This window comes from Rapidithrix thailandica, from assembly GCF_039710355.1.
In the GTDB taxonomy this organism is placed as follows: domain Bacteria; phylum Bacteroidota; class Bacteroidia; order Cytophagales; family Flammeovirgaceae; genus Rapidithrix; species Rapidithrix thailandica.
Window position 1 is genome coordinate 106,278 of record NZ_JBDKWZ010000001.1, and the last position, 22,328, is coordinate 128,605.

Consider the following 22,328-nt stretch of genomic DNA (forward strand, 5'->3'; position numbering starts at 1 on the left):
AAAAACTAGCAAGATAAGTAAGCAGGGTTCCAGGATAAGTACTATTTTTAGGGTGGAGATTTTAGATGTGAAGAAGAGCTGAGGAATGAAGGAAATAATTCTCCGCATTGTACTTAACCAAATAATTTTTTCTTAGAATTTCAAAACAGAAATTAACCAAATAGCAAATGAACAATTTTTTCTTCTGGAATGCATGGCCGAAATCCTACCGAATTTTCTTTTTGTTCAGCTTATTTTTATTACTTGTCTGCATGGCTTTTACATTGTATGCCCTTTTGATGGGAAATGCCATGGTGATACAGTGGAGTACAGAACCCAGTCTGGAAATTGTAAAGGTAGTTCTCGATCGCTTTACCAAAAACCTCTTTGACTTTACCATCCCTGCAGACAGCTATCTACTCACCGATACCTTTAAAGCCTCCGGTATCCAGATCAAGTCATGGACCTATTCGGTTTATTTTAGCCTCTTTACGTTTGGCTTGTTATTGTTTCTTACCAGTATTTCGGATTTAAGCCGGACGTTTTATTACGTGGGGATTGCCAGTTTTGTGATTATTTTAGGGAGTCTGGGCATTGAATCGTTAGGTGTATTTAAACAGATACATGATAAAGCGTTTTTGGTCATCACCATTCTGGCATATGCACCTTTGAGTTTTTATTTCCATAGTTTTAGGCGGGGGACTCACTACCTGACTCGTTTTGGGATTTATCTGGGAATTACCATAGCACTCTATATCATTGCTTATACACAGGGGCAAGTGGAAGATCCGGCCATGTACCTGAGTAATCAAGGCATTGCCGGGCCCATTATTTTTGTGCTTTCTTTTTCCATTATCAACGGGCATGAGATTATCCGCGGAATTCTGTACTTGATCACCTATGCTAATCACGAAGAAAGCAAAGGTTCCAGTTTGCATTTTCTGATTTTGTGTGTCATTTATTTTTTAAACCTGGCTTATACCTATATTCATTTTACCATGGGAATAGACTGGGGAATTTATTATCTGCACCCTTTTGCCCTGTTAGTTTTGACCGCCTTGATTGGACTTTGGGGCTGGCGCTTACGGGAGTTGCAGTATAAAGGGGTGATGGATTTTGCACCTACCGGGGCCTTCCTCTACCTCTCTATGGCTACGGTCAGTTTTTCGATCATCGCATTGGCATTGGCTACCGCTAACGACCCTTTGATTGAGGTGTTTGAAGATGTGATCTTGTACAGCCATATTGGCTTTGGCTTGATGTTCGTCATCTATACGATACTGAATTACATCGATTACCTGGAAAATCATAAAGTACACAAGGTGGTGTACGAACCCCAAAAAGTCGATTTCTGGGCGGCATGGCTGATCGGCTTGATCATTGCCGGAGCCTTAGTGGCCAAGTCGGGGATGCTGCAGTATAAACAAGCGAAATCCGCGTACTTTATCGGGTTGGGAGACATCAGCCGGGTGGAAAATGACTTGCATACCAGTGGACAGTATTACAACCTGGCTCAAGGATATGACCGCTTGAGTCACCGCCCCTTTTACTCTTTGGGAGAACTGGCCCGGGTACAAGGGAATAATGATGCGGCCTATGTCTTTTTCAAAAGTGCCTTACAGAAGAAGCCCAGCCCCTATGCATATGCAAATATGGCGGACTTGATGTTTAAGAACAAACAGTTTTTTGAAGCTATTTTTGACTTGAGGGAAGGGATTGAGGTTTTTCCGAAAAGCGGGGAGTTGTACAATAATCTGGCATTATTGTACAATCAAACTCAAATAGCCGATAGTGTCTTTTACTTTTTTGATAAAGGAAGGGAGTACAGTCAGTTTCCCGATATTGTAGAAAGTAATTTGTTTGCCTTGTTGACCAAGTACGATTACTTTCAAGAGGTGGATATTGATATTGCCTCCATCAGCAACGATTATATCGGGAATATAAGCAACCAACTGACCTACCGGAATAAATTTGAGGAAGTGGATAAGAAACCTTTGAAAAAGGCCTTTTTGCAGGACTCAATATTATACACACCCAATTTATGCTATCTGTATAATTTTACAATAAACCACCGTAAGGAGGCCCCGGATTCATTGCCCAAATGGTTGAACGATTTTGCCTATCAGCCGGAGAACGCTCATTTCAGAGAATATCTGTTACTGGGCAAATCCATTGTACATTATTCCCAAGGGGAACTATTGACGGCTGTTGAACTTTTGAAAGAGATCTACGGAACAGCTTATAGCATCAACAGCTACTACCCGAACCTGTTGGGCTTATGGTTGATCCGGCAAGGGGAATTTAATCAGGCGGCCTACTATTTCAGACAGGCTTATCAAAGGGGCAACCAAGGGGCTTTGATCAGCATGGCCATTGCGCAGTCGGAGTTGGAAGACAAAGAAGAGGCATTGGAAAGTTGGGGAAGGCTGGCTACCAGTGAAGCAACGGATATCAAAGCCATGGCCGATGATATGTTAAGGTTGCTTTCCCCGGACAGTTTGAAAAAGATGGATTTTACATCACAAGAAGTGACAGATCTTAACAAATACCGCTTTTTGCATTACCATCAAGCGAAAGTGCCTACCAGAATATTTGATGAAATTTGTGAAACCATCCGGGATAGTCAATATAAAGTGGTGGCGATAGTAGAGCGCGCCCAATGGTATTTGGATCGATCGCTTCTGGAAGAGGCAGGGCAGCTGATCGCGCAACTGGAAGGAGAAGTTGTGGAGGAAAGAATACAACCCTTGGTAACACATGTACAATTGCGACTTGCGCATATGCAAGGTAAAATATCGGAGGAGTTTCTGCAAAAAGTGGAGAGTGCACAGTATGCCGCACAAGAGCTTGGGTTAAAATCCTATTACCAAGCGGCTTATTATCAGCACAAAGGCGATACTGCTCAGGCCGAACAGGCCTATAAAAATGCGATTAGGCAATTACCCTTTAAAGAAGATATTTACCTGGATTTTGCCAAATTCTATACCTCGGAACAAAGAGAAGACGAAGCGTATGAAGTCTTGCTCAATGCTACCATGTTGAATGAGCGTTCTACCAAATTGCTCAAAGCTTATGTCCTCAAATGCCTGGAACTGTACTTCGACAGTTATGCCGAAACGGGCTTGGAAGACTTGGAGCGTTTGCTTACCCGCACCCAATATCAGGAATTTATGAAGGTTTATAACGCTAAAAAGTCCGAAATGGAAAAACGCTTTGAAGATTGGGAAGCAGATAGTTAATTCGTAGGGAACAGAAGAGTCGCTTCTCGAAGGATTGTGATAAAATGTTCTTTTGTTTCAAAAAAATAGAGTAACTTTCTAGGAACACTTTAAAATACAAACTGGCATGAGTGAAGTAATCCGCACCAAAGATATTTCCCGCACCTATCAAATGGGGAGCGAAACAATCAACGCTTTGAAATCCATCAGTATCCAAATCAACCGGGGAGAATATGTGGCCTTTATGGGGCCTTCCGGTTCGGGAAAGTCCACCTTGATGAATATTATCGGTTGCTTGGACAGCCCCTCAGGAGGTGCGTATTTTCTTAACGGCCAGGATGTGAGCAATATGAGTGAGAATGAATTGGCGGAGGTGCGGAATAAAGAAATCGGCTTTGTGTTTCAGACCTTTAACTTGCTGCCCCGGTCCAGCTCCATCGAAAATGTGGCTTTGCCATTGGTATATGCCGGGTATAGCAAAGCGGAGCGGGAAGAGAAAGCCTTACAAGCCCTGGAAAATGTAGGTTTGGGCAATCGCTACAAGCATAAACCCAACGAACTTTCGGGAGGGCAACGCCAGCGGGTAGCCATTGCCCGGGCTTTGGTGAACAATCCCAGTATTATCCTGGCGGATGAACCCACGGGTAACCTGGACACCAAAACCTCTTACGACATTATGGATTTATTTGACCAACTTCACTCTATGGGGAACACCATCATCATGGTAACTCACGAGGAAGATATTGCTCAGTATGCACACCGGATTGTGCGAATGCGGGATGGTTTGATAGAAACCGATCAAGCCAATGAACATGTAAAAAAAGCCGTGAGATTGGCTGAAACGGAATAAGTGTGTTCGCCTAATACAGATCCGGCCAACCGTTTGAAAATTTTTATTGAAATATAGCTCGCAGAAAGGTCCTCAATTTTTTTGAGGGCCTTTTTAGTGAATTCCTGAAAAGATTTCTCAGTGATGCGATAATATATGAACTTGTACTTTGTTGAGTAAGCCGCATGGTTTTATCGTTTGAATGAATTTAGAAACTCCAAGGTCATTCCATCCATCCCCATACTTGCTTTTTAACCAGCTATTTACGTGTGTTCAACTTGGAAACCAGCTTTTTGGCAATGAAAAAAAAGACATCGTAAATAGTTTACGGTCTGACCGGATATTTTCGCATACAAGAAAACTTCATTGACGTGAAGACGTTAGGAGGAAAATAAGCCCAGAGATTAAGTAATAGTATTTTCTTGAACTTACAGAGTGCTTTTTTAAAGTAACAGAAATACTAAAACCATATACAAACCTAAAACAATTGACGTGTAATGATCAAATTTGTAAGACAGTTATTTCAAGAAAATAAACTAGATCCGGCTGTTAGAGATACTTGTGAATTGATGGAGAGCCTTCACAAAGAAATCGCCGGACTCAACCGATATTTTTACTGGGATTTAAAGTTGACAGATACCGTTAAGTACGAGGAAATTAAGAAGTCCGGTGCCAGTGTTAAAAAAGACCTGCTTTTCTCTCTCCTGGACTTTATGAAAGTTTTTTCCCATAAAGGTAAAAGCCCCTTAGAAATACATAGCTCTGATAAAGAAGCGGCATTGGTGTATGAAACCAATCTTGTGAAAATAGCGGACTCCTTATTCAAATCATTGATACGTCAAAAATTGGAGTTTACTTCTCAAGAGTTGATTAGCCTTTTTATCTATTTAAAGGAGGCTCCGGTCAATATTCGTCATGTGTATAGTTTTTCCGCCATGCCGGTTGGCTTTGCCATGGTCCAGTTAGAAAAACATGTCAAAAAGAATGGGTTGGATGAAGAACTGAAAACCTTTTTAGAGCAAATGTTGCAATGGAAGGAGTTTGATGCCAATCATCGTTATTGGGGTTCGGACCTACAAAAAGCAAAAGGAAAACTGGAAGGTGTTTTGTTTTCGGTTGACAACCCGGACTACAAGCCACAGCCTTACCAGCTGTCGGAAGGAGATGCATTTGGAAAATACGTGAATGAGCAAGTTGCTGCTTTAAAAGAAGAGGAACGGGATGTATTTTACGGGGTTTTTCGGCATGCTTTGACCGCCACTGCGGGCAAGCCTTCTCAAAAGTGGTTGAAAGAAGCCAAAGAGTTGGTCAAAGATTTGAAAAAGGACCGGTATAAACGGGTGATGCAGCAGATTTTGGGCTCTGCAGTGGAGTTAAAAGTGGAAGAAGTGGTGGAAACCAACGAGTATCAAGGAAGAACCTATCAATATACACACCATGCCTATTTTGCAGATAAAAATGCCCTTGTGTTAAAAGGCTTGATTTGGACCATGGTGGCTTATCACGACCGGAAAAGCTTACTGCTTTTGGCCCGGTTGACTGAGCATGCTTTTCGAAAAATCCCGGGAATAGGACCTGCCGCTGCCGGAGTGGGCAATGCCTGTATCTATGTGTTGGCCAATTCTAAAGGAGTGGAAGGAATCAGTCATTTATCGCGATTGAAGCTGAGTATCCGGCAAAACAACACTCAAAATCTGATTCAAAAATATATAGACGAAGCGTCCGAAAAGCTGGGGATATCCGCCATAGAGTTGGAAGAGCTTTCCGTACCGGACTTTGACCTGGTAGATGGTAAAAAAACAGTAGCTTTTGACGACTATCACTTGGAAGTGGCTATCACAGGCATTGGCAAGACCCAACTGACCTGGTACAAGCCGGATGGCAACCCGCAAAAGTCGGTGCCTGTATTTGTCAAAAGTACCCAGAAACATAAAGACCGTCTGAAACGCTTGAAAGACGAAGTCAAACAAATCCAGAAATATACTACTGCCCAGCGCGACCGTATCGATCGCCTGTTTGTTCGAGACCATGTGTGGAGTTACGAGAAGTTTAAGGAGTATTATCTGGAACACGGTTTGGTGAAAGGTATTGCTCAAAAGTTGATCTGGACTTTGGTGGAGGGCGAGCAAAAAACAGAGGCCTTTTGGTACAACGGACAATGGGAAAACGTGAAAGGGGAACCTGTGGAAACAGGGCAGGATACACAGGTGATTTTGTGGCACCCGATCCATTCGGAAACGGACACGGTATTGGCCTGGCGGGAGCGTTTGGCAGTTCTGGAGGTCCGGCAGCCGATGAAGCAGGCCTACCGGGAAGTGTATTTGCTGACCGAAGCGGAAATCAACACCCGTACTTATTCCAACCGGATGGCCGCTCACTTACTCAAACAGCACCAGTTCAATGCCCTGACCTCACTGAGAGGTTGGAAATACTCCTTGATGGGTGCATATGATGATGGCCGTGACAATACCATTGCCTCGTTTTCTCTGCCTGAGCATGGGATAGAAGCCGAATACTGGATCAATGAAATCCATGCGGATGATGCTTTTAACGATGCGGGGATTTGGCTGTATGTGGCGACCGACCAGGTGCGTTTTATCAATAGGGAAAGTGGGGAGGTGCTTCAAATGGTAGATATTCCCAAAATAGTGCTATCGGAAGTGATGCGGGATGTGGATTTGTTTGTGGGGGTGTGTAGTGTGGGGAACGATCCGGCCTGGCGTGACAACGGAGGGATGCCTCAGTACCGCGATTACTGGACGTCTTATTCCTTTGGGGATCTGACCGAAGTAGCCCAGACGCGTAAAAAAGTGCTGGAGAAGCTAATACCTCGCTTGAAAATCAAGAAGGTAGCGGAAGTTGACGGGCGCTTTTTGAAAGTGAAAGGCAAGGTTCGCGATTACAAAATCCATATCGGAAGTACCAATATCCTGATGGAGCCGAATGATCAATACCTCTGTATTGTACCCGACCGGAAGTCTACGACCAAATCGGAGAATGTTTTCTTACCGTTTGAAGGCGACCGGGGCTTATCAGTGGTCTTGAGTAAGGCCTTCTTATTAGCGGAAGATGATAAAATCACAGACCCGACTATTCTTTCACAGTTGAAGCGATAGTTGGTAACTGTTTGTTGGATTTTAGTTGCTAATACTGGGAAAGGATGAGTGTTTGAGCGAAGCGATGATGGTGTCAAAGATTAAAAAAGAATGCTCTATACCCATGTCCTTTCCCAGTGTATATCTATGGAAAATTTCAGAAACGTAATTAAAACAAAAAATCACATTGAATGACATAGCATTCTTCAAAAGCCCGGTTTTGGAGTACTTGCAGTGAAAAGTCTTGCTCTTTAAAAGTCTCTTGGTAAGCTTCAGTCATGGCTATTGTACAGTATGATTTGTGTACAAGTTTACCATTTATACCCAAGGAATTTTTGGCTATGCGGCAGAATTTTCAAATTCATTTTACTTCGTAAATAGTTTACGAACTGATAGAATATTTTCGCGATAGAGAAAACTTCATTGACGTGTAAACGTTAGGAGGAAAATAAGCCCAGAGATTAAGTAATAGTATTTTCTTGAACTTACAGAGTACTTTTTTAAAAATAACAGAAATACTAAAACCATATACAAACCTAAAACAATTGACATGTAATGATCAAATTTGTAAGACAGTTATTTCAAGAAAATAAACTAGACCCGGCCGTTAGAGAGACTTGTGAATTGATGGAGAGCCTTCACAAAGAAATCGCCGGACTCAACCGGGATTTTTACTGGAATTTAAAGTTGACAGATACCGTTAAGTACGAGGAAATTAAGAAGTCCGGTGCCAGTGTTAAAAAAGACCTGCTTTTCTCTCTCTTGGACTTTATGAAAGTTTTTTCCCCTGAAGGTAAAAGCCCCTTAGAAATACATAGCTCTGATAATGAAGCGGCATTGGAGTATGAAGCCAATCTTGTGAAAATAGCGGACTCCTTATTCGAATCATTGATACGTCAAAAATTGGAGTTTACTTCTCAAGAGCTGATTAGCCTTTTTACCTATTTAAAGGAGGCTCCGGCCAATATTCGTCATATGGGTAGATTTTCCGTCATGCCGGTTGACTTTGCCATGATTCAGTTAGAAGGACATGTCAAAAAGAATGGGTTGGATGAAGAACTGAAAACCTTTTTAGAGCAAATGCTGCAATGGGAGGAGTTCAATTACTGCCCTTGGGGTTCGGACCTACAAAAAGCAAAAGAAAAACTGGAAGGCGTTTTGTTTCCGGATGTCAACCCGAAGCACAAGATGTCGGAAGGAGATGCATTGGGAAAATACGTGGATGAGCAAGTTGCTGCTTTAAAAGAAGAGGAACGGGGTGTTTTTTATGAGGTTTTTCTTCATGCTTTGACCGCCACTGCGAGCAAACCTTCTCAAAAGTGGTTGGAACAAGCCAAAGAGTTGGTCAAAGATTTGAAAAAGGACCAGTATAAACGGATGACGCAGAAAATTTTGGGCTTTGCAGTGGAGTTAAAAGAGAATACCGATGATTGTTCAGAAAGTAACCTATATTATTCAGACAATCCCTATTTTACAAACAAAAATAAGGCTTTGCTAAAAGGCCTGGTCTGGACCATGGTGGCTTATCACGACCGGAAAAGTTTACTGCTTTTGGCCCGGTTGACCGAGCGCGCGTTTCAGAAAATCCCGGGAGTAGGACCTGTCGCTGCCGGAATAGGCAATGCCTGTATTTATGTGTTGGCTAATTCTAAAGGAGTGGAAGGAATCAGCCATTTGTCGCGATTGAAACTGAGTATCCGGCAAAATAACACTCAAAATCTGATTCAAAAATATATAGACGAAGCATCCGAAAAGCTGGGCATATCCGCCATAGAGTTGGAAGAGCTTTCCGTACCGGACTTTGACCTGGTAGATGGTAAAAAATCAGTAGCTTTTGACGACTATCACTTGGAAGTGGCCATCACGGGTATTGGCAAGACCCAACTGACCTGGTACAAGCCGGATGGCAACCCGCAAAAGTCGGTGCCTGCATTTGTCAAAAGTACCCGGAAACATAAAGAGCGTCTGAAACGCTTGAAAGACGAAGTCAAACAAATCCAGAAATATACTACTGCCCAGCGCGACCGTATCGATCGCCTGTTTGTTCGAGACCATGTGTGGAGTTACGAGAAGTTTAAGGAGTATTATCTGGAACACGGTTTGGTGAAAGGTATTGCTCAAAAGTTGATCTGGACTTTGGTGGAGGGCGAGCAAAAAACAGAGGCGGTTTTTCACAAGGGGCAATGGGAGGATGTGAAAGGGCGACCTGTTGAGGTTGGTCCGGAAATTCAGGTAAGCTTATGGCATCCGATCTACTCGGGTACGGATACGGCATTGGCCTGGCGGGAGCGTCTGGAGGCGCTGGAAATTCAACAGCCGATGAAGCAAGCCTACCGGGAAGTGTATTTGCTGACCGAAGCGGAAATCAACACCCGTACCTATTCCAACCGGATGGCCGCTCACTTACTCAAACAGCACCAGTTCAATGCCCTGACCTCACTGAGAGGTTGGAAATACTCCTTGATGGGTGCATATGATGATGGCCGTGACAATACCATTGCCTCATTTTCTCTGCCTGAGCATGGGATAGAAGCCGAATATTGGATCAATGAAATCCATGAGGACGATGCCTATAACGATGCGGGGATTTGGCTGTATGTGGCGACCGACCAGGTGCGTTTTATCAATAGGGAAAGTGGGGAGGTGCTTCAAATGGTAGATATTCCCAAAATAGTGCTATCGGAAGTGATGCGGGATGTGGATTTGTTTGTGGGGGTATGTAGTGTGGGGAACGATCCGGAATGGCGTGACAACGGAGGAATTCCACAGTACCGCGATTACTGGACGTCTTATTCTTTTGGCGATCTGACCGAAGTAGCTCAGACGCGTAAAAAAGTGTTGGAGACCTTAATTCCTCGTTTGAAAATCAAGAAGGTAGCGGAAGTTGACGGGCGCTTTTTGAAAGTGAAAGGCAAGGTTCGCGATTACAAAATCCATATCGGAAGTACCAATATCCTGATGGAGCCGAATGATCAATACCTCTGTATTGTACCCGACCGGAAGTCTACGACCAAATCGGAGAATGTTTTCCTACCGTTTGAAGGCGACCGGGGCTTATCAGTGGTCTTGAGTAAGGCCTTCTTATTAGCGGAAGATGATAAAATCACCGATCCGACTATTCTTTCACAGTTGAAGCGATAGTTGGTAACTGTTTGTTGGGTTTTAGTTGCTAATACTGGGAAAGGATGAGTGTTTGAGCGAAGCGATGATGGTGTCAAAGATTAAAAAAGAATGCTTTATACCCATGTTCCTTTCCCAGTATATATCTATGGAAGATTTCAGAAACGTAATTTACTCCCCTCAACCCTTCAATCCCTCAATCCTCCAACCTTATAAAGGTCTACTCAATATCGATCTGAAAATCCTTTAAAAAGACCAGTACTTCCGGATAAGAAAACTTTGCTTTTTGAATGGGGTTGTTCAGGGGGTTGAAGTCGTAATGTTGCGCTCCTCGAAAGTCGGCTTTTTTCAGGTTGACTTGTTCGAAACGGGTACCGCGCAAGTTCGTCAGGCTAAAATCTGCCGCTTCCAGGTCTACTTCATAGAAGTCGCATTCTATCAGCTCGCAATGGCTGAAGGGCGTCTTTTTCATTTTTATATTCCGGAAAGTACAAAGGTCGATACGGCATTGTTGAAAAGCCATTTCCAGTAATAAAGGACGGCAAGTGGAGAAGTCGAGTCCCATGAGTTTGCATTGTTCAAACCGCACTTCCTGAAAGGAGGTGTCCGGAAAGTGGACGTTGCTGAAATTACAATCCGTAAAAATGCATTCCCGGAAAAGGGATTTATTGAGAGAAGCCTTTGAAAAATCACATTGAATGAAATGACATTCTTCAAAAGTCCGGTCTTGGAGTACTTGCTGTGAAAAGTCTTGCTCTTTAAAAGTCTCTTGGTAAGCTTCAGTCATGGCTATTGTACAGTATGATTTGTGTACAAGTTTACCATTTATACCCAAGGAATTTTTGGCTATGCGGCAGAATTTTCAAATTCATTTTACTTCGTAAATAGTTTACGGACTGATAGAATATTTTCGCGATAGAGAAAACTTCATTGACGTGTAAACGTTAGGAGGAAAATGTATTTTACAGCAAAGAATACTGACCTTTTTGCTTTTTAAACTGAAAGAACATATGAAAACCGTAACCATCAAAGACGAAAGTCTCACCGGACAGCTCATCAGTGAAATTGAAGTAGCACTGGAAAACGAACGGATCACCGTAAAAGAGCTGATCACTGCCAGAGTATATGCGGAAGTAGAAGCGTATAACCAAAAGCTTCCGGAGTATTTCAATGGACTGGTACAGCCCAACGATGCTGAAAAAACCTTGAATGGCTATAAACTCAAACAGAAACGCACCATCGACCCGGAAAAGCAGGTATATATCGCATGGGATGCCTTTCAAAAAAACGGCTATTTTGTATTGGTGGACGATGAACAAGCCGAAAGCCTGGAACAAGAGGTATTGATTAGTGATAGCACCTCTATCAGCTTTGTGAAATTAACCCCTTTGGTAGGAGGGTGATCGGTTGCATTCACAGAGAAGGGATTTTTTAAACTGACAGAAAAACTAAAACCATTTACAAAACCTAAAAACACTAACTTAATAATGAGCGGCACTGAGAAAAATACATTTTTAGAAAACAACTTAACCCCGGATGACAAACCAAAAAACTACCAGTTATCAGAAGGAGATGAATTCGGAAAATATGTCAATGAGCAAGTTGCCGCTTTCACAGAAGAAGAACAAAACATTTTCGGCAAGATCTTTCAGCATGCCCTGACTGCCACTATGGACAAGCCTTCTCAAAAGTGGCTCAAGCAGGCAAAAGAATTGATCAAAGCGTTAAAAAGGGGTAGGTATAAACAGGTAATACAAGAGGTGTTGGATCTTGCTGTGACGATGAAAGTGACGGAAGTCGTAGAAACTACCGAGTATAAAGGCCGGACAACTCACTATACGCATCAGGCATATTTTACAGATAAAAATGCACTTGTGTTAAAGGGTTTGATCTGGACCGTGGTGGCTTATTGTGACCGGAAAAATTTGCTAACTTTGGCTCAGTTGACCGAACGGGCTTTTCAGGAAATCCCCGGGCAGGGGGCGGTAGCTGCCAGGCCAGCGGCTGCCGGAGTGGGAAACGCCTGTATCTTTGTATTGGGGAATTCCAAAATGGAAGAAGGGGTCAATCACTTGATCCATTTGAAATCGAGCATCCGTCAGGAAAGTACGCAAAAAATCATTCAAAAATATATAGAAGTTGCCTCCAAAAAACTGGGCCTCGCTCAACCGTACCATTTGTCGGAAGGAGATGAGTTTGGAAAATATGTCAATGCGAAAATTGCCGCATTAGAAGGAGAGGAACGGGTCGTTTTTTACGGGGTTTTTCAGCATGCCCTGACAGCTACCGCAAGCAAACCCTCTTCCAGTTGGTTAATGCAAGTTAAAACCTTGATCAAAAGCTTGAAAAAAGACCGGTATAAGCAGGTAATGCAGGATATTTTGGGCTTTGCAACAGAATTAACAATAACGGAAGTCACAGAAATCCACGCGTTTTCCGGGCGCCAATATACAGTACATAAATATTTTACAGACAAAAATAAGGCTTTGCTAAAAGGTTTGGTCTGGACGATGGTGGCTTTCCACGACCGGGTAAGTTTATTGATTTTGGCCCGCTTGACGGAATTCGCTTTTCAAACAATACCCGATGTAGGACCTGCCGCTAGTGGGGTGGGGAATGCCTGTATTTATGTATTGGCCCATTCCAAAGGGGTGGAAGGGGTCAGCTACTTATCGCGATTGAAACTGAAAATACGGCAAAACAACACTCAAAAACTTATTCAACAATACATAGACGAAGCCGCAAAAAAACTGGGCATATCCACTATTGGGCTGGAAGAACTTTCCGTACCGGACTTCGGCTTGATAGAGGGAAAAAAAACAGTAGCCTTTGACGACTATCAACTGGAACTGGCCATCACAGGCATTGGTAAAACCCAATTGACCTGGTACAAGCCGGATGGTAACCCGCAAAAATCGGTGCCTGCATTTGTCAAAAGTACCCAGCAACATAAAGACCGTCTGAAACGCTTAAAAGACGAAATCAAACAAATTCAAAAATACTCTACTGCCCAGCGCGACCGTATTGACCGTCTGTTTATCCAGAATCATATATGGAGCTATGAGACATTTCAGACGTATTACCTGGAACATGGCTTGGTGTGCACCATTGCCCGAAAATTGATTTGGACCTTGACCACAGACGGGCAAAAAACTGAGGCGGTATTTCACAAGGACCAATGGGAAGATGTGCAAGGGAAGTCTGTTGAAGTAGGGCCGGAAACACAGGTGGTTTTGTGGCATCCGATCCATTCGGATACGGATACGATATTGGCCTGGCGTGATCGTCTGGAGGCACTGGAAATCCGGCAACCCATGAAACAGGCCTACCGGGAAGTGTATTTGCTGACCGAAGCAGAAGCCAATACTCGTATGTATTCCAACCGGATGGCGGCTCATATACTTAAACAACACCAGTTTAAAGCCTTGACCTCACTGAGAGGTTGGAAATACTCGCTGATGGGTACATATGATGATGGCCGTGACAATACCATTGCCTCATTTTCTCTGCCGGAGCATGGGATAGAAGCCGAATACTGGATCAATGAAATCCATGCGGACGATGCTTTTAACGATGCGGGTATCTGGCTGTATGTGGCCACCGACCAGGTGCGTTTTGTCAATAAGGAAAGTGGGGAGGTGCTTCAAATGGTAGATATTCCCAAAATAGTGCTATCGGAAGTGATGCGGGATGTGGATTTGTTTGTGGGGGTATGTAGTGTGGGGAACGATCCGGAATGGCGTGACAACGGTGGCATTCCACAGTACCGCGATTACTGGACGTCTTATTCTTTTGGCGATTTGACCGAAGTAGCTCAGACGCGTAAAAAAGTGTTGGAGACCTTAATTCCTCGTTTGAAAATCAAGAACATAGCGGCCGTTGACGGGCGCTTTTTGAAAGTGAAAGGCAAGGTTCGCAATTACAAAATCCATATCGGAAGTACCAATATCCTGATGGAACCGAATGATCAATACCTCTGTATTGTACCCGACCGGAAATCTACGACCAAATCGGACAATATTTTTCTTCCGTTTGAAGGAGATCAAGGGTTATCAATAGTATTGAGCAAGGCATTTTTATTGGCCGAAGACGATAAAATCACCGACCGCTCTATCCTTTCACAGTTGAAGCGATAACGGAATGATGACACCCTATGAGAAGAACTATTAAAACCAATTATAAAATCTAAAACCAATTAACTTGTAATGAGTGAAAGTGTAAGACAAGTGTTTTTGGGGATGAATTCGGACCCAGCCCCGGTAAAAACCTTTGATTTGATAGAGGCACTGTACCAAGATATACTAAAGAAAGATGAGTGGGGCCTTTCCTTGAATGACACACCTAAATATGATGAAATTAAGAAGCTTGGTGCCGGTGCGAAAAAAGAGCTGGTCCTGTCACTTATTACTTTTTGGGAGACCTATTATGACCGGAAAACAGACACACCGGAAAGTATAAAAAAAGATAATAAGGCTATGGACTATTACGCTCAATTAGGGAGGGTGTCCAGTTTACTTTTTGAGTCCCTATTGCGGCAAAAGCTGGAATTTACTTCAACGGAGTTGATTACTTTTTTTAAGCGTTTTAGAGAGGTGCCGGATAACTTTAAGTACCGTTTTTGGCAGGAGTTTCACGATTTGCCGGTGACTTATGCCATTGGACAATTGGAAAAGCATGTCAAAAAAGAGGGTTTGGATGAGGACTTGAAAACCTATATAGAAGAAATGCTACAATGGAAGGAGTTTGATTCTGACCGGTTTTCTTTTCTTGAAAAGGTTAAAACGCAAAGAGCAAAACTAGAGAAAATCTTATCTTCTTCTGGTAATGCGGATTACAAGCCACAACCTTATCTCTTTCCCGAAGAGGATAGCGCTGGGAAATATTTGTACGGCAAATATGTGAACGAGTTGATGGCGGGATTAAAAGCAGAAGAGCAGGATGCTTTTTATAAGGTCTTTTACCATGCTTTGACAGCAACTACGAGCAAACCTTCTCAAAAGTGGTTGAAACAAGCCGAAGTTTTGATCAAGGACTTGAAGAAAAACCGCTATAAACAGGTAATGCAGGAGATTTTAGGGACTGTGATGGGGACAAAAGTGTTAGAAATAGTGGAAGTCGCTCCCTACTATAGAGATTCGGAGTCATTTCCTTATCGCTTGCACAAGATGTTTTTAGACCAAATTGCCATCTTGCTAAAGGGCTTGGTGTGGACGATGATGGCTTACCATGACCGGAAAACGTTGTCTGTCTTGGCCCAACTGACCGAACGCGCTTTTCAGAAAATCCCCGGAGAAGGGCCTGCCTCCGGTGTGGTGGGCAATGCTTGTATCTACGTGCTGGCCCATGCCAAAGGAGTGGAAGGAATCAGCCACTTGTCTCGTTTGAAGTTGAAGATCCGGCAGAACAATACCCAAAAACTTATTCAAAAATACATAGACGAAGTCGCTGAGAACCGGGGTCTTTCCTCCTTGGAGCTGGAAGAGCTGTCCGTACCGGACTTCGGCCTGGTAGAGGGCAAAAAGACAGTAGCTTTTCAGGAGCATCAATTGGAGGTGGCCGTTACAGGTATCGGCAAAACCCAATTGACCTGGTACAAGCCGGATGGCTCTACCCAGAAATCCGACCCTGCGTTTGTGAAAAGTGATTCCCGTTTAAAGGAAAAGCTCAAAGGGCTGAAGGAAGAGGTAAAACAAATTCAAAAATACTCTACCGCCCAGCGTGACCGTATTGATCGCCTGTTTGTACGGAACCAAACATGGAGTTATGAGAAGTTTCAGGCGTATTATCTGGATCATGGCTTGGTGAGCCTCATTGCCCGAAAACTGATCTGGACCTTGACCACAGGAGAGCAAACAACAGAGGCGGTTTTTCACAAGGGGCAATGGGAAGATGTGAAAGGGCAGCCCGTTGAAGTGGGCCCGGAAACGCAGGTGGTTTTATGGCATCCGATCCATTCGGATACGGTAATGGCCTGGCGTGACCGTTTGGCGGTTTTGGAAATCCAGCAACCAATGAAGCAAGCTTACCGTGAGGTGTATTTGCTGACCGAAGCGGAGGTCAATACCCGTACCTATTCCAACCGGATGGCGGCACATATCCTTAAACAACACCAGTTTAATGCCTTGACGGCTCTTAGAGGCTGGAAATATACTTTGCTGAGTAATTTTGACGGAGATGCAGACAGTAGCAGTGCCACTATTTCATTGCCGGAACATGGCATCATGGCTGAATACCTGATTCATGAAGTTCAATCGGACGATACGTATGGCATGTTACCGTATGTATCGACCGACCTGGTACGCTTTACCGATACGGCCAAAGAGGAGGAAGTGATGCGAATGGAGGACGTTCCCAAAATTGTACTATCGGAAGTGATGCGGGATGTGGATTTGTTTGTAGGGGTGAGCAGTGTGGGTAACGATCCGGAATGGCGTGACAACGGAGGAATGCCCGAGTATCACGATTATTGGTCGTCTTACTCCTTTGGTTACCTGACAGAAGTGGCCAAAACCCGCAAAGAAGTATTGGCGACCTTGCTTCCACGCTTGAAAATCAAAAACGTGGCGGGAATAGAGGGACGTTTTTTGAAAATACAGGGCAAGGTTCGTAATTACAAAATCCATATCGGCAGTACCAATATCCTGATGGAACCGAATGATCAGTACCTGTGTATTGTGCCGGACCGGAAGTCTACGGCCAAGTCGGATAAGGTGTTCCTGCCGTTTGAAGGCGACCGGGGTTTGTCGTTGGTGCTGAGCAAGGCCTTTTTATTAGCCGAAGATGATAAGATTACCGATCCGACTATCCTTTCACAGTTGCAGCAATAGCCTTATTTCTTTTATAAATCAGGTACAATCTGGGGAAAGGGCATCTGAAGCGAGTTTCTAATGATGAAGCGCCTTCATAACGGCCTTTTCCCTTTACACTTTTCAAGAACTCGCTCATGGAGGATCTGCAAACTCTTAAAATTCACAAAAAATGGCAATGGCTAAACGGTACGGCTTATGACTTTCTGGGCGACCGTGACGAGTGGTTTCGGTGGCTGCAAGTATTGTTATTATATGATCGCCCTTTGTTACACTTTGAAAGTTATGACAAAGAGTATGAGCCGCTTGCGTTGAGCCAAGCGCAAAGCCAGTGGCTGGAAAAAAGTAAAAGCTTTATCACAAAGGAAAATACACCTTTGGTGAAAAAGTTTCTCCATGAGCTGCTGGACGGTTTTAAGAAAGAAGCGCTATTTTGGTTCCGGCAGGGGCGGGCAGATTTTATCTGTGCTTTGGTACATACTGTGTTTATGTATGATCAGGAGTTGTTTTTGGATTTTGTGATCAAAACCACTGAAAAGGCTTTTACCCATTTGAAGAAAAGAGGCTCTTTGTCCAGCAGTGTGGGCATTACGGGACTGCGCCTGATGAGCGAATATCCTCATCCCAAGTCCTATGCGGCCCTATTACAAATGCAATTGAAAGCCAAGCACTATGTGTTTGTCGGGGAGGTAGCCAAAGCCATTACCCGGATCGACCAAAAAGCCGGTTTTGATAAAGAGGCTTTGCTCGATCAATTAGTAGAAGACTTTGGTGTACGGGAAGGAAAACTATGGCAAAAAATTGATGACTATCAGGCTTGTATTGAAATTGAGGCCTATAACAAGGTAGAACTGCGTTGGCAAAACTCTCAGGGAAAGCAAGTGAAGCGGGAGCCTGCAGCATTGAAAAAAGCATACGGGGAGGAGGTGAAGCAGGTAAAAGCCTTGGTAAAAGCGCTTAAACAAAGCCTGTCAAATCAAAAAATCAAGTTGGAAAATGCCTGGAAAAACCGCCGGGCTTGGGCGGTAGCGGATTGGGAAAGGTATATCCTGAAACACGAGCTGACAAGCTGGGTTGGTAAAAAACTGATTTGGACTTTTACGGACGGAACACAAAGCCAAGCGGCTATTTGGCACAAAGGCCAATTGGTGGATGTACACTTGAACCCTGTGAACATCGGGGATTTCGAGAAAGTAACCTTATGGCATCCGGCCAAAGCCGGAGTAGAAGATGTAAAAGCCTGGCGGGACTTTTTATTGGAATATGAAATTCTTCAGCCATTCAAGCAAGCTTTCCGGGAAGTGTATTTACTGACAGAAGCCGAAAGGCAAACCGGGACGTACAGCAACCGATATTCCGGGCATGTATTACGTCATTTCAAATTCAAAGCATTGGCAGAGCAAAGGCAGTGGTACTACACCAGCGTGTACAGTTATGAACCACCTTGGGTGCATTTTTCCAAATACGGGGTGGAGGCGGTGTTGGATCTGGCCAACGAATATGAATTTGCCCGGGTGGAGCGCTTGAGTTTTTATACCCTGGAAAACCGGCAACCTTTGCCTTTGGCGGAAATAGATCCGTTGGCCTTGTCCGAAATTCTTCGCGATTTGGACTTATTTGTGGCAACTTGCTCCATTGGGATAGAAGCGAATTGGGAAGACACCCAACATCGCGAATACTGGCAGCACTTTTCTTTTGGCGAGTTGAATGAGGTGGCCAAAACACGGAAAGTGATTTTGGAAAGCCTGATCCCCCGTTTGAAAATCAAAGACGTAGCCGCAATTGAAGGGCGCTTTTTAAGAATACGAGGTAAATTCCGGTATTATAAAATCCATTTGGGAAGCACCAATATCCTGATGGAGCCCAATGATCAGTACCTCTGTATTGTGCCGGATTGGAAAGCTGTGAAGACCCCGGATGTATTTCTTCCTTTTGAAGGGGATCAAGGTTTGTTGGTGATTTTGAGCAAGGCATTTTTACTGGCGGAAGATGACCGGATCACGGACTCCTCCATTCTTTTACAAATGGGAATATCCAAAGAAAACGGATAAAGTTGATAAAATATGTTTGTCAAATTTGCTCATGTACTCCCTTACTTCGGGATGTATCAGGATCATGCCTTTTTGACCCCGAAAAGTAATTTGTACATCAAGGGAACAAATAACAGTGTGATAACCGTAGCAAACAAAAGTCCGAAAATAATACCAATGGCCATGGGTTCCCACATAATGCCACCGCCCAGCCATAAGGGAATGAGCCCTAGAGAAGTAGTGAAGGTGGTAAGCAAAATGGGCCGGAAACGCTCGTTGGCTGCTTGTTTGATGGCTTCTACCGGAGGGCGGTTAAATTCTGTCAATTCGATTTGAATCCGGTCTAAGAGGACGATGGCATTGTTGATCACAATTCCCGCCAAGGAAATAAGACCTAAAAAGCCGGTAAAGCTAAAGTAAGAATTGGCAAGTAAGAGGCCACCTACCACTCCAATAAGCCCCAGAGGAATAGTACTGACCACGACAATGGTTTTGCGAACGGAATTGAATTGTAAAATCAACAGAAACAAGATGATAAAAAATGACAAGGGTAGCTTTTCGACTACGGCATCCATCGCTTTGGAACTGCTTTCCGCTTCTCCTCCGAATTCATACGAATACCCGCGTTTCCAGGAGTGGCTCTGTTGTTCCAGCCAAGGTTTGATCGCAGAGGTAATTTCCGATGCGGTAAACCCTTCTTGAAGTTGGCTTTCTACCGTGACCGTACGTTTCAAATCCCTTCGCAGAATTTTCGAATATTCCCAACGGGGCAGGAGAGTGGCTACTTGGGCCAAGGGAACGTTGTTTCCCGTACTTTGCGAAAAGATGTTTAAGGACTCGATGTTTTCGTAATGAATCGATTGACTGCCTTCTTCCCGCATTGCGATGGGAATACTGTTGTCCTCTTTGCGGAATTCACCCACCGTATAGCCGGATAGCACGGTACTTAGGGATACGGCAATGTCTTGATTGGTGAGGCTGGAACGTCTTAAACGGGCCTGGTCAATCTGGATTAAAAACTTCTTGATTTTGGGTCCCCAGTCATCGTCTACGTTTTTGGTGCCGGGCGTTTGAATGAGTTGGTTTTTGATTTGAGTTTTCAGTAGGGATAGTTCATCCGGGTTTGCACCGGTAATCCGGATTTGAACCGGAGTGGAGGCGCCTCCTCCTGAACCTAGCTTTTTTACAGTGACTTGCGCATCGGGCAATTGAGCAAAACAAAAATGCTCCAAAGACCGGATCACCTCATCGTTGTCATCTCCCGAAGAGGTATTGATCAGTAAATGAGCATAGCCTGAATTTTGTTCTCCGGGCGAATACCCCAAGTCATAAGAATTGGGTCCGATGCCGATAAAAGAGGACCAGTCAATGATTCCTTTGGAACGCTCTTCATGAATCAATAAACTGTCTTTGATGAATTGTTCTAATTTGGCAATGTTTTCTTGTGTGCTTTCAATGTTGGTGCCCAAGGGCAGGTTTAAATCCAGCGTGACGAGGTTTCGCTCACTATCTGGCATGAAAACAAAAGGAAGAAAACCAAAGCCAAATACTGACAGAACAAACAAGGCTATGATGGAAAAGAGTACCAGAAGTGGCCGTTTTAATACCATATCCAACAGGTGGTTATAGTATATATTCAGTTTATCAAAGAGGGAAGGCTTAGGGGTTCCTTCTTGTTTTTTTACTTTGATGATTACCACCGCTAGCAAAGGCACAATGGTCAAGGCCATCAACCAGGAGGAAAGTAATGCCAGGGTAATGACCGAAAACAAAGGGCCCATGATTTCACCCATCACCGATTCGGCCAGAAAAAATGCTAAAAAAGCGGCCGAGGTGGTCAGAGAAGAAATTAACAAAGGAACCATCAATTCTTTGCTGGCTGCGATGGCGGCATCTATCCCGCTTTCTCCTTGTTCCATTTTCACCATCATGGACTCGGCCATTACAATGGCGTTGTCAACCAACATGCCCAAAGCCATGATCAGTGCCGCCAAAGATACCTGGTTCAAGCCGATGAGGGCCTGGTTCATCAACAGAAGGGTCATAATAATGGCAGCGGGAATCAGACTGGCCACCACTACGCCTGTTCTTACCCCCAGAAACAGAAACATTACCAACAGGACAATGACAATACTTTGGAAGACATTGTTGATAAAATCATTGACATTTTTATTGACATCCAGGTCTTGTGAGGCAACGCGTTGGGCTGTCAAACCTACCGGCAGGTATTGGTTGTGGTCCAAAAGAAGCTTATCCACCTCTTCCCCCAGCTGGACAATATTGGCACCTTCTATCAGCGAAATGTACAGAGCGATGGCTTCCTCCCCATTAATTTTGACTAAGGATTCCCGGGGGGTGATATAGCCCCAGTTCACGTTTGTAATTTCTCCCAAGGGGATGGTTTCCCCGGAATTTCCCAAAGGAATTAACATGTTCCGGATGTCCTCAATGGCTTCCAGGTTTCCCGAAGGCTCCAGGATGATCCGCTCTTCTCCCAGGTTGACTTCTCCGGCCGGAATGATGATATTGGTAGAGGAAATAATGCTTTTAAGTTGATTACTGGAAAGACCTAATTTTGCCAGTTCCGAATTATTAAAATCCACAAAAATCCGCTCTTCGATGATTCCTCCGATTTCTACCTTTGCCGCATCTTCCAGGCGGATCAGCTCATCGCGCAAGTCTTCGGCATATTCTTTCAACTCCTTGTATTCAAAACCATCGGATTTCAGGCCCACAATAATGCCATACACCACGCCAATATCTTCGTCTTTCACAATGGGGCCGTAAATACCTTCCGGTAAATCGGCTTGGATAAGTTCTATTTTTCTGCGCAAGCGGTCCCATATGGCTTGGAGTTTTACGGCCGGAACCTCGTCTTTTAATTCTACATTTACTACAGACAGCCCGGTGCGGGAGGTGCTGCTGATGGTTTCTACTTCGGGAATCTCCTGGGCGACTTTTTCAATTTTGTCCGTAATCAACAGTTCTACCCGTTCGGGACTTGCACCGGGAAAGTTGGTGACCACCGAAGCGACCCGTACCGTATAAGGCGGCATACTGTCGCGAGGTAAATTCCGGTAACTGACAATTCCCAAGGTAATGGACATTAAGAGAAGTGTATATGTAACCCGGTTGAATTTTAAGGCAAGTGCGGTGAGATTCATGGAGCGTTAACTTAGTGTTGAACAAAGGTAAAGGCGGTTGAAAAGGAGTGGTTTTATGGTTTTTGTATGAATCAATGATTTTGAAAA

At 44.0% G+C, this 22,328-nt stretch carries 10 protein-coding genes; 8 read left to right on the top strand and 2 right to left on the bottom strand.

Annotation, left to right across the window (positions count from 1 at the left end; genetic code table 11):
• Positions 1 to 251: 251 nt before the first annotated feature.
• The 4 genes from AAG747_RS00350 to AAG747_RS00365 all read left to right on the top strand — a co-directional run bounded on the left by AAG747_RS00350 (position 252) and on the right by AAG747_RS00365 (position 10,262).
• Entirely contained in the window at positions 252 to 3,218 is a 2,967-nt protein-coding gene (locus AAG747_RS00350; protein ID WP_346819122.1) for a tetratricopeptide repeat protein, read from the top strand.
• 106 nt (positions 3,219 to 3,324) lie between these two features.
• Positions 3,325 to 4,047, top strand: coding sequence for an ABC transporter ATP-binding protein (locus AAG747_RS00355; protein WP_346819123.1), 723 nt, complete (start codon positions 3,325 to 3,327; stop codon positions 4,045 to 4,047).
• A 476-nt stretch (positions 4,048 to 4,523) separates the two neighbouring features.
• Positions 4,524 to 7,142 (top strand): DUF4132 domain-containing protein, encoded by a 2,619-nt coding sequence (locus AAG747_RS00360; protein WP_346819124.1) that lies wholly within the window; start codon positions 4,524 to 4,526, stop codon positions 7,140 to 7,142.
• 534 nt (positions 7,143 to 7,676) lie between these two features.
• A complete protein-coding gene (locus AAG747_RS00365; RefSeq protein ID WP_346819125.1) occupies positions 7,677 to 10,262 on the top strand; it encodes a DUF4132 domain-containing protein in 2,586 nt (861 codons plus the stop codon).
• A gap of 199 nt (positions 10,263 to 10,461) precedes the next feature.
• Here AAG747_RS00365 and AAG747_RS00370 read toward each other — a convergent pair whose 3' ends face one another.
• Positions 10,462 to 11,028: a pentapeptide repeat-containing protein gene (locus AAG747_RS00370; protein WP_346819126.1), complete on the bottom strand. Its 567-nt coding sequence runs from the start codon at positions 11,026 to 11,028 to the stop codon at positions 10,462 to 10,464.
• 223 nt (positions 11,029 to 11,251) lie between these two features.
• Between AAG747_RS00370 and AAG747_RS00375 the strand changes: the two genes are divergently transcribed.
• The 4 genes from AAG747_RS00375 (at position 11,252) to AAG747_RS00390 (ending at position 19,098) form a co-directional block, all read left to right on the top strand.
• On the top strand, positions 11,252 to 11,644 hold the full coding sequence (locus AAG747_RS00375; RefSeq protein WP_346819127.1) for a hypothetical protein: 393 nt from the start codon (positions 11,252 to 11,254) through the stop codon (positions 11,642 to 11,644).
• Between the two features lie 84 nt (positions 11,645 to 11,728).
• Complete coding sequence (locus tag AAG747_RS00380; protein WP_346819128.1) at positions 11,729 to 14,377, top strand: DUF4132 domain-containing protein; 2,649 nt, start codon at positions 11,729 to 11,731, stop codon at positions 14,375 to 14,377.
• 69 nt (positions 14,378 to 14,446) lie between these two features.
• A complete protein-coding gene (locus AAG747_RS00385) occupies positions 14,447 to 17,068 on the top strand; it encodes a DUF4132 domain-containing protein (protein ID WP_346819129.1) in 2,622 nt (873 codons plus the stop codon).
• 116 nt (positions 17,069 to 17,184) lie between these two features.
• A complete protein-coding gene (locus AAG747_RS00390; protein WP_346819130.1) occupies positions 17,185 to 19,098 on the top strand; it encodes a DUF4132 domain-containing protein in 1,914 nt (637 codons plus the stop codon).
• 62 nt (positions 19,099 to 19,160) lie between these two features.
• On the opposite strand, the gene AAG747_RS00395 is transcribed toward AAG747_RS00390, so the two are convergent.
• Positions 19,161 to 22,241, bottom strand: a complete 3,081-nt coding sequence (locus AAG747_RS00395; RefSeq protein ID WP_346819131.1) for an efflux RND transporter permease subunit — start codon at positions 22,239 to 22,241, stop codon at positions 19,161 to 19,163.
• Between the last annotated feature and the right edge of the window lie 87 nt (positions 22,242 to 22,328).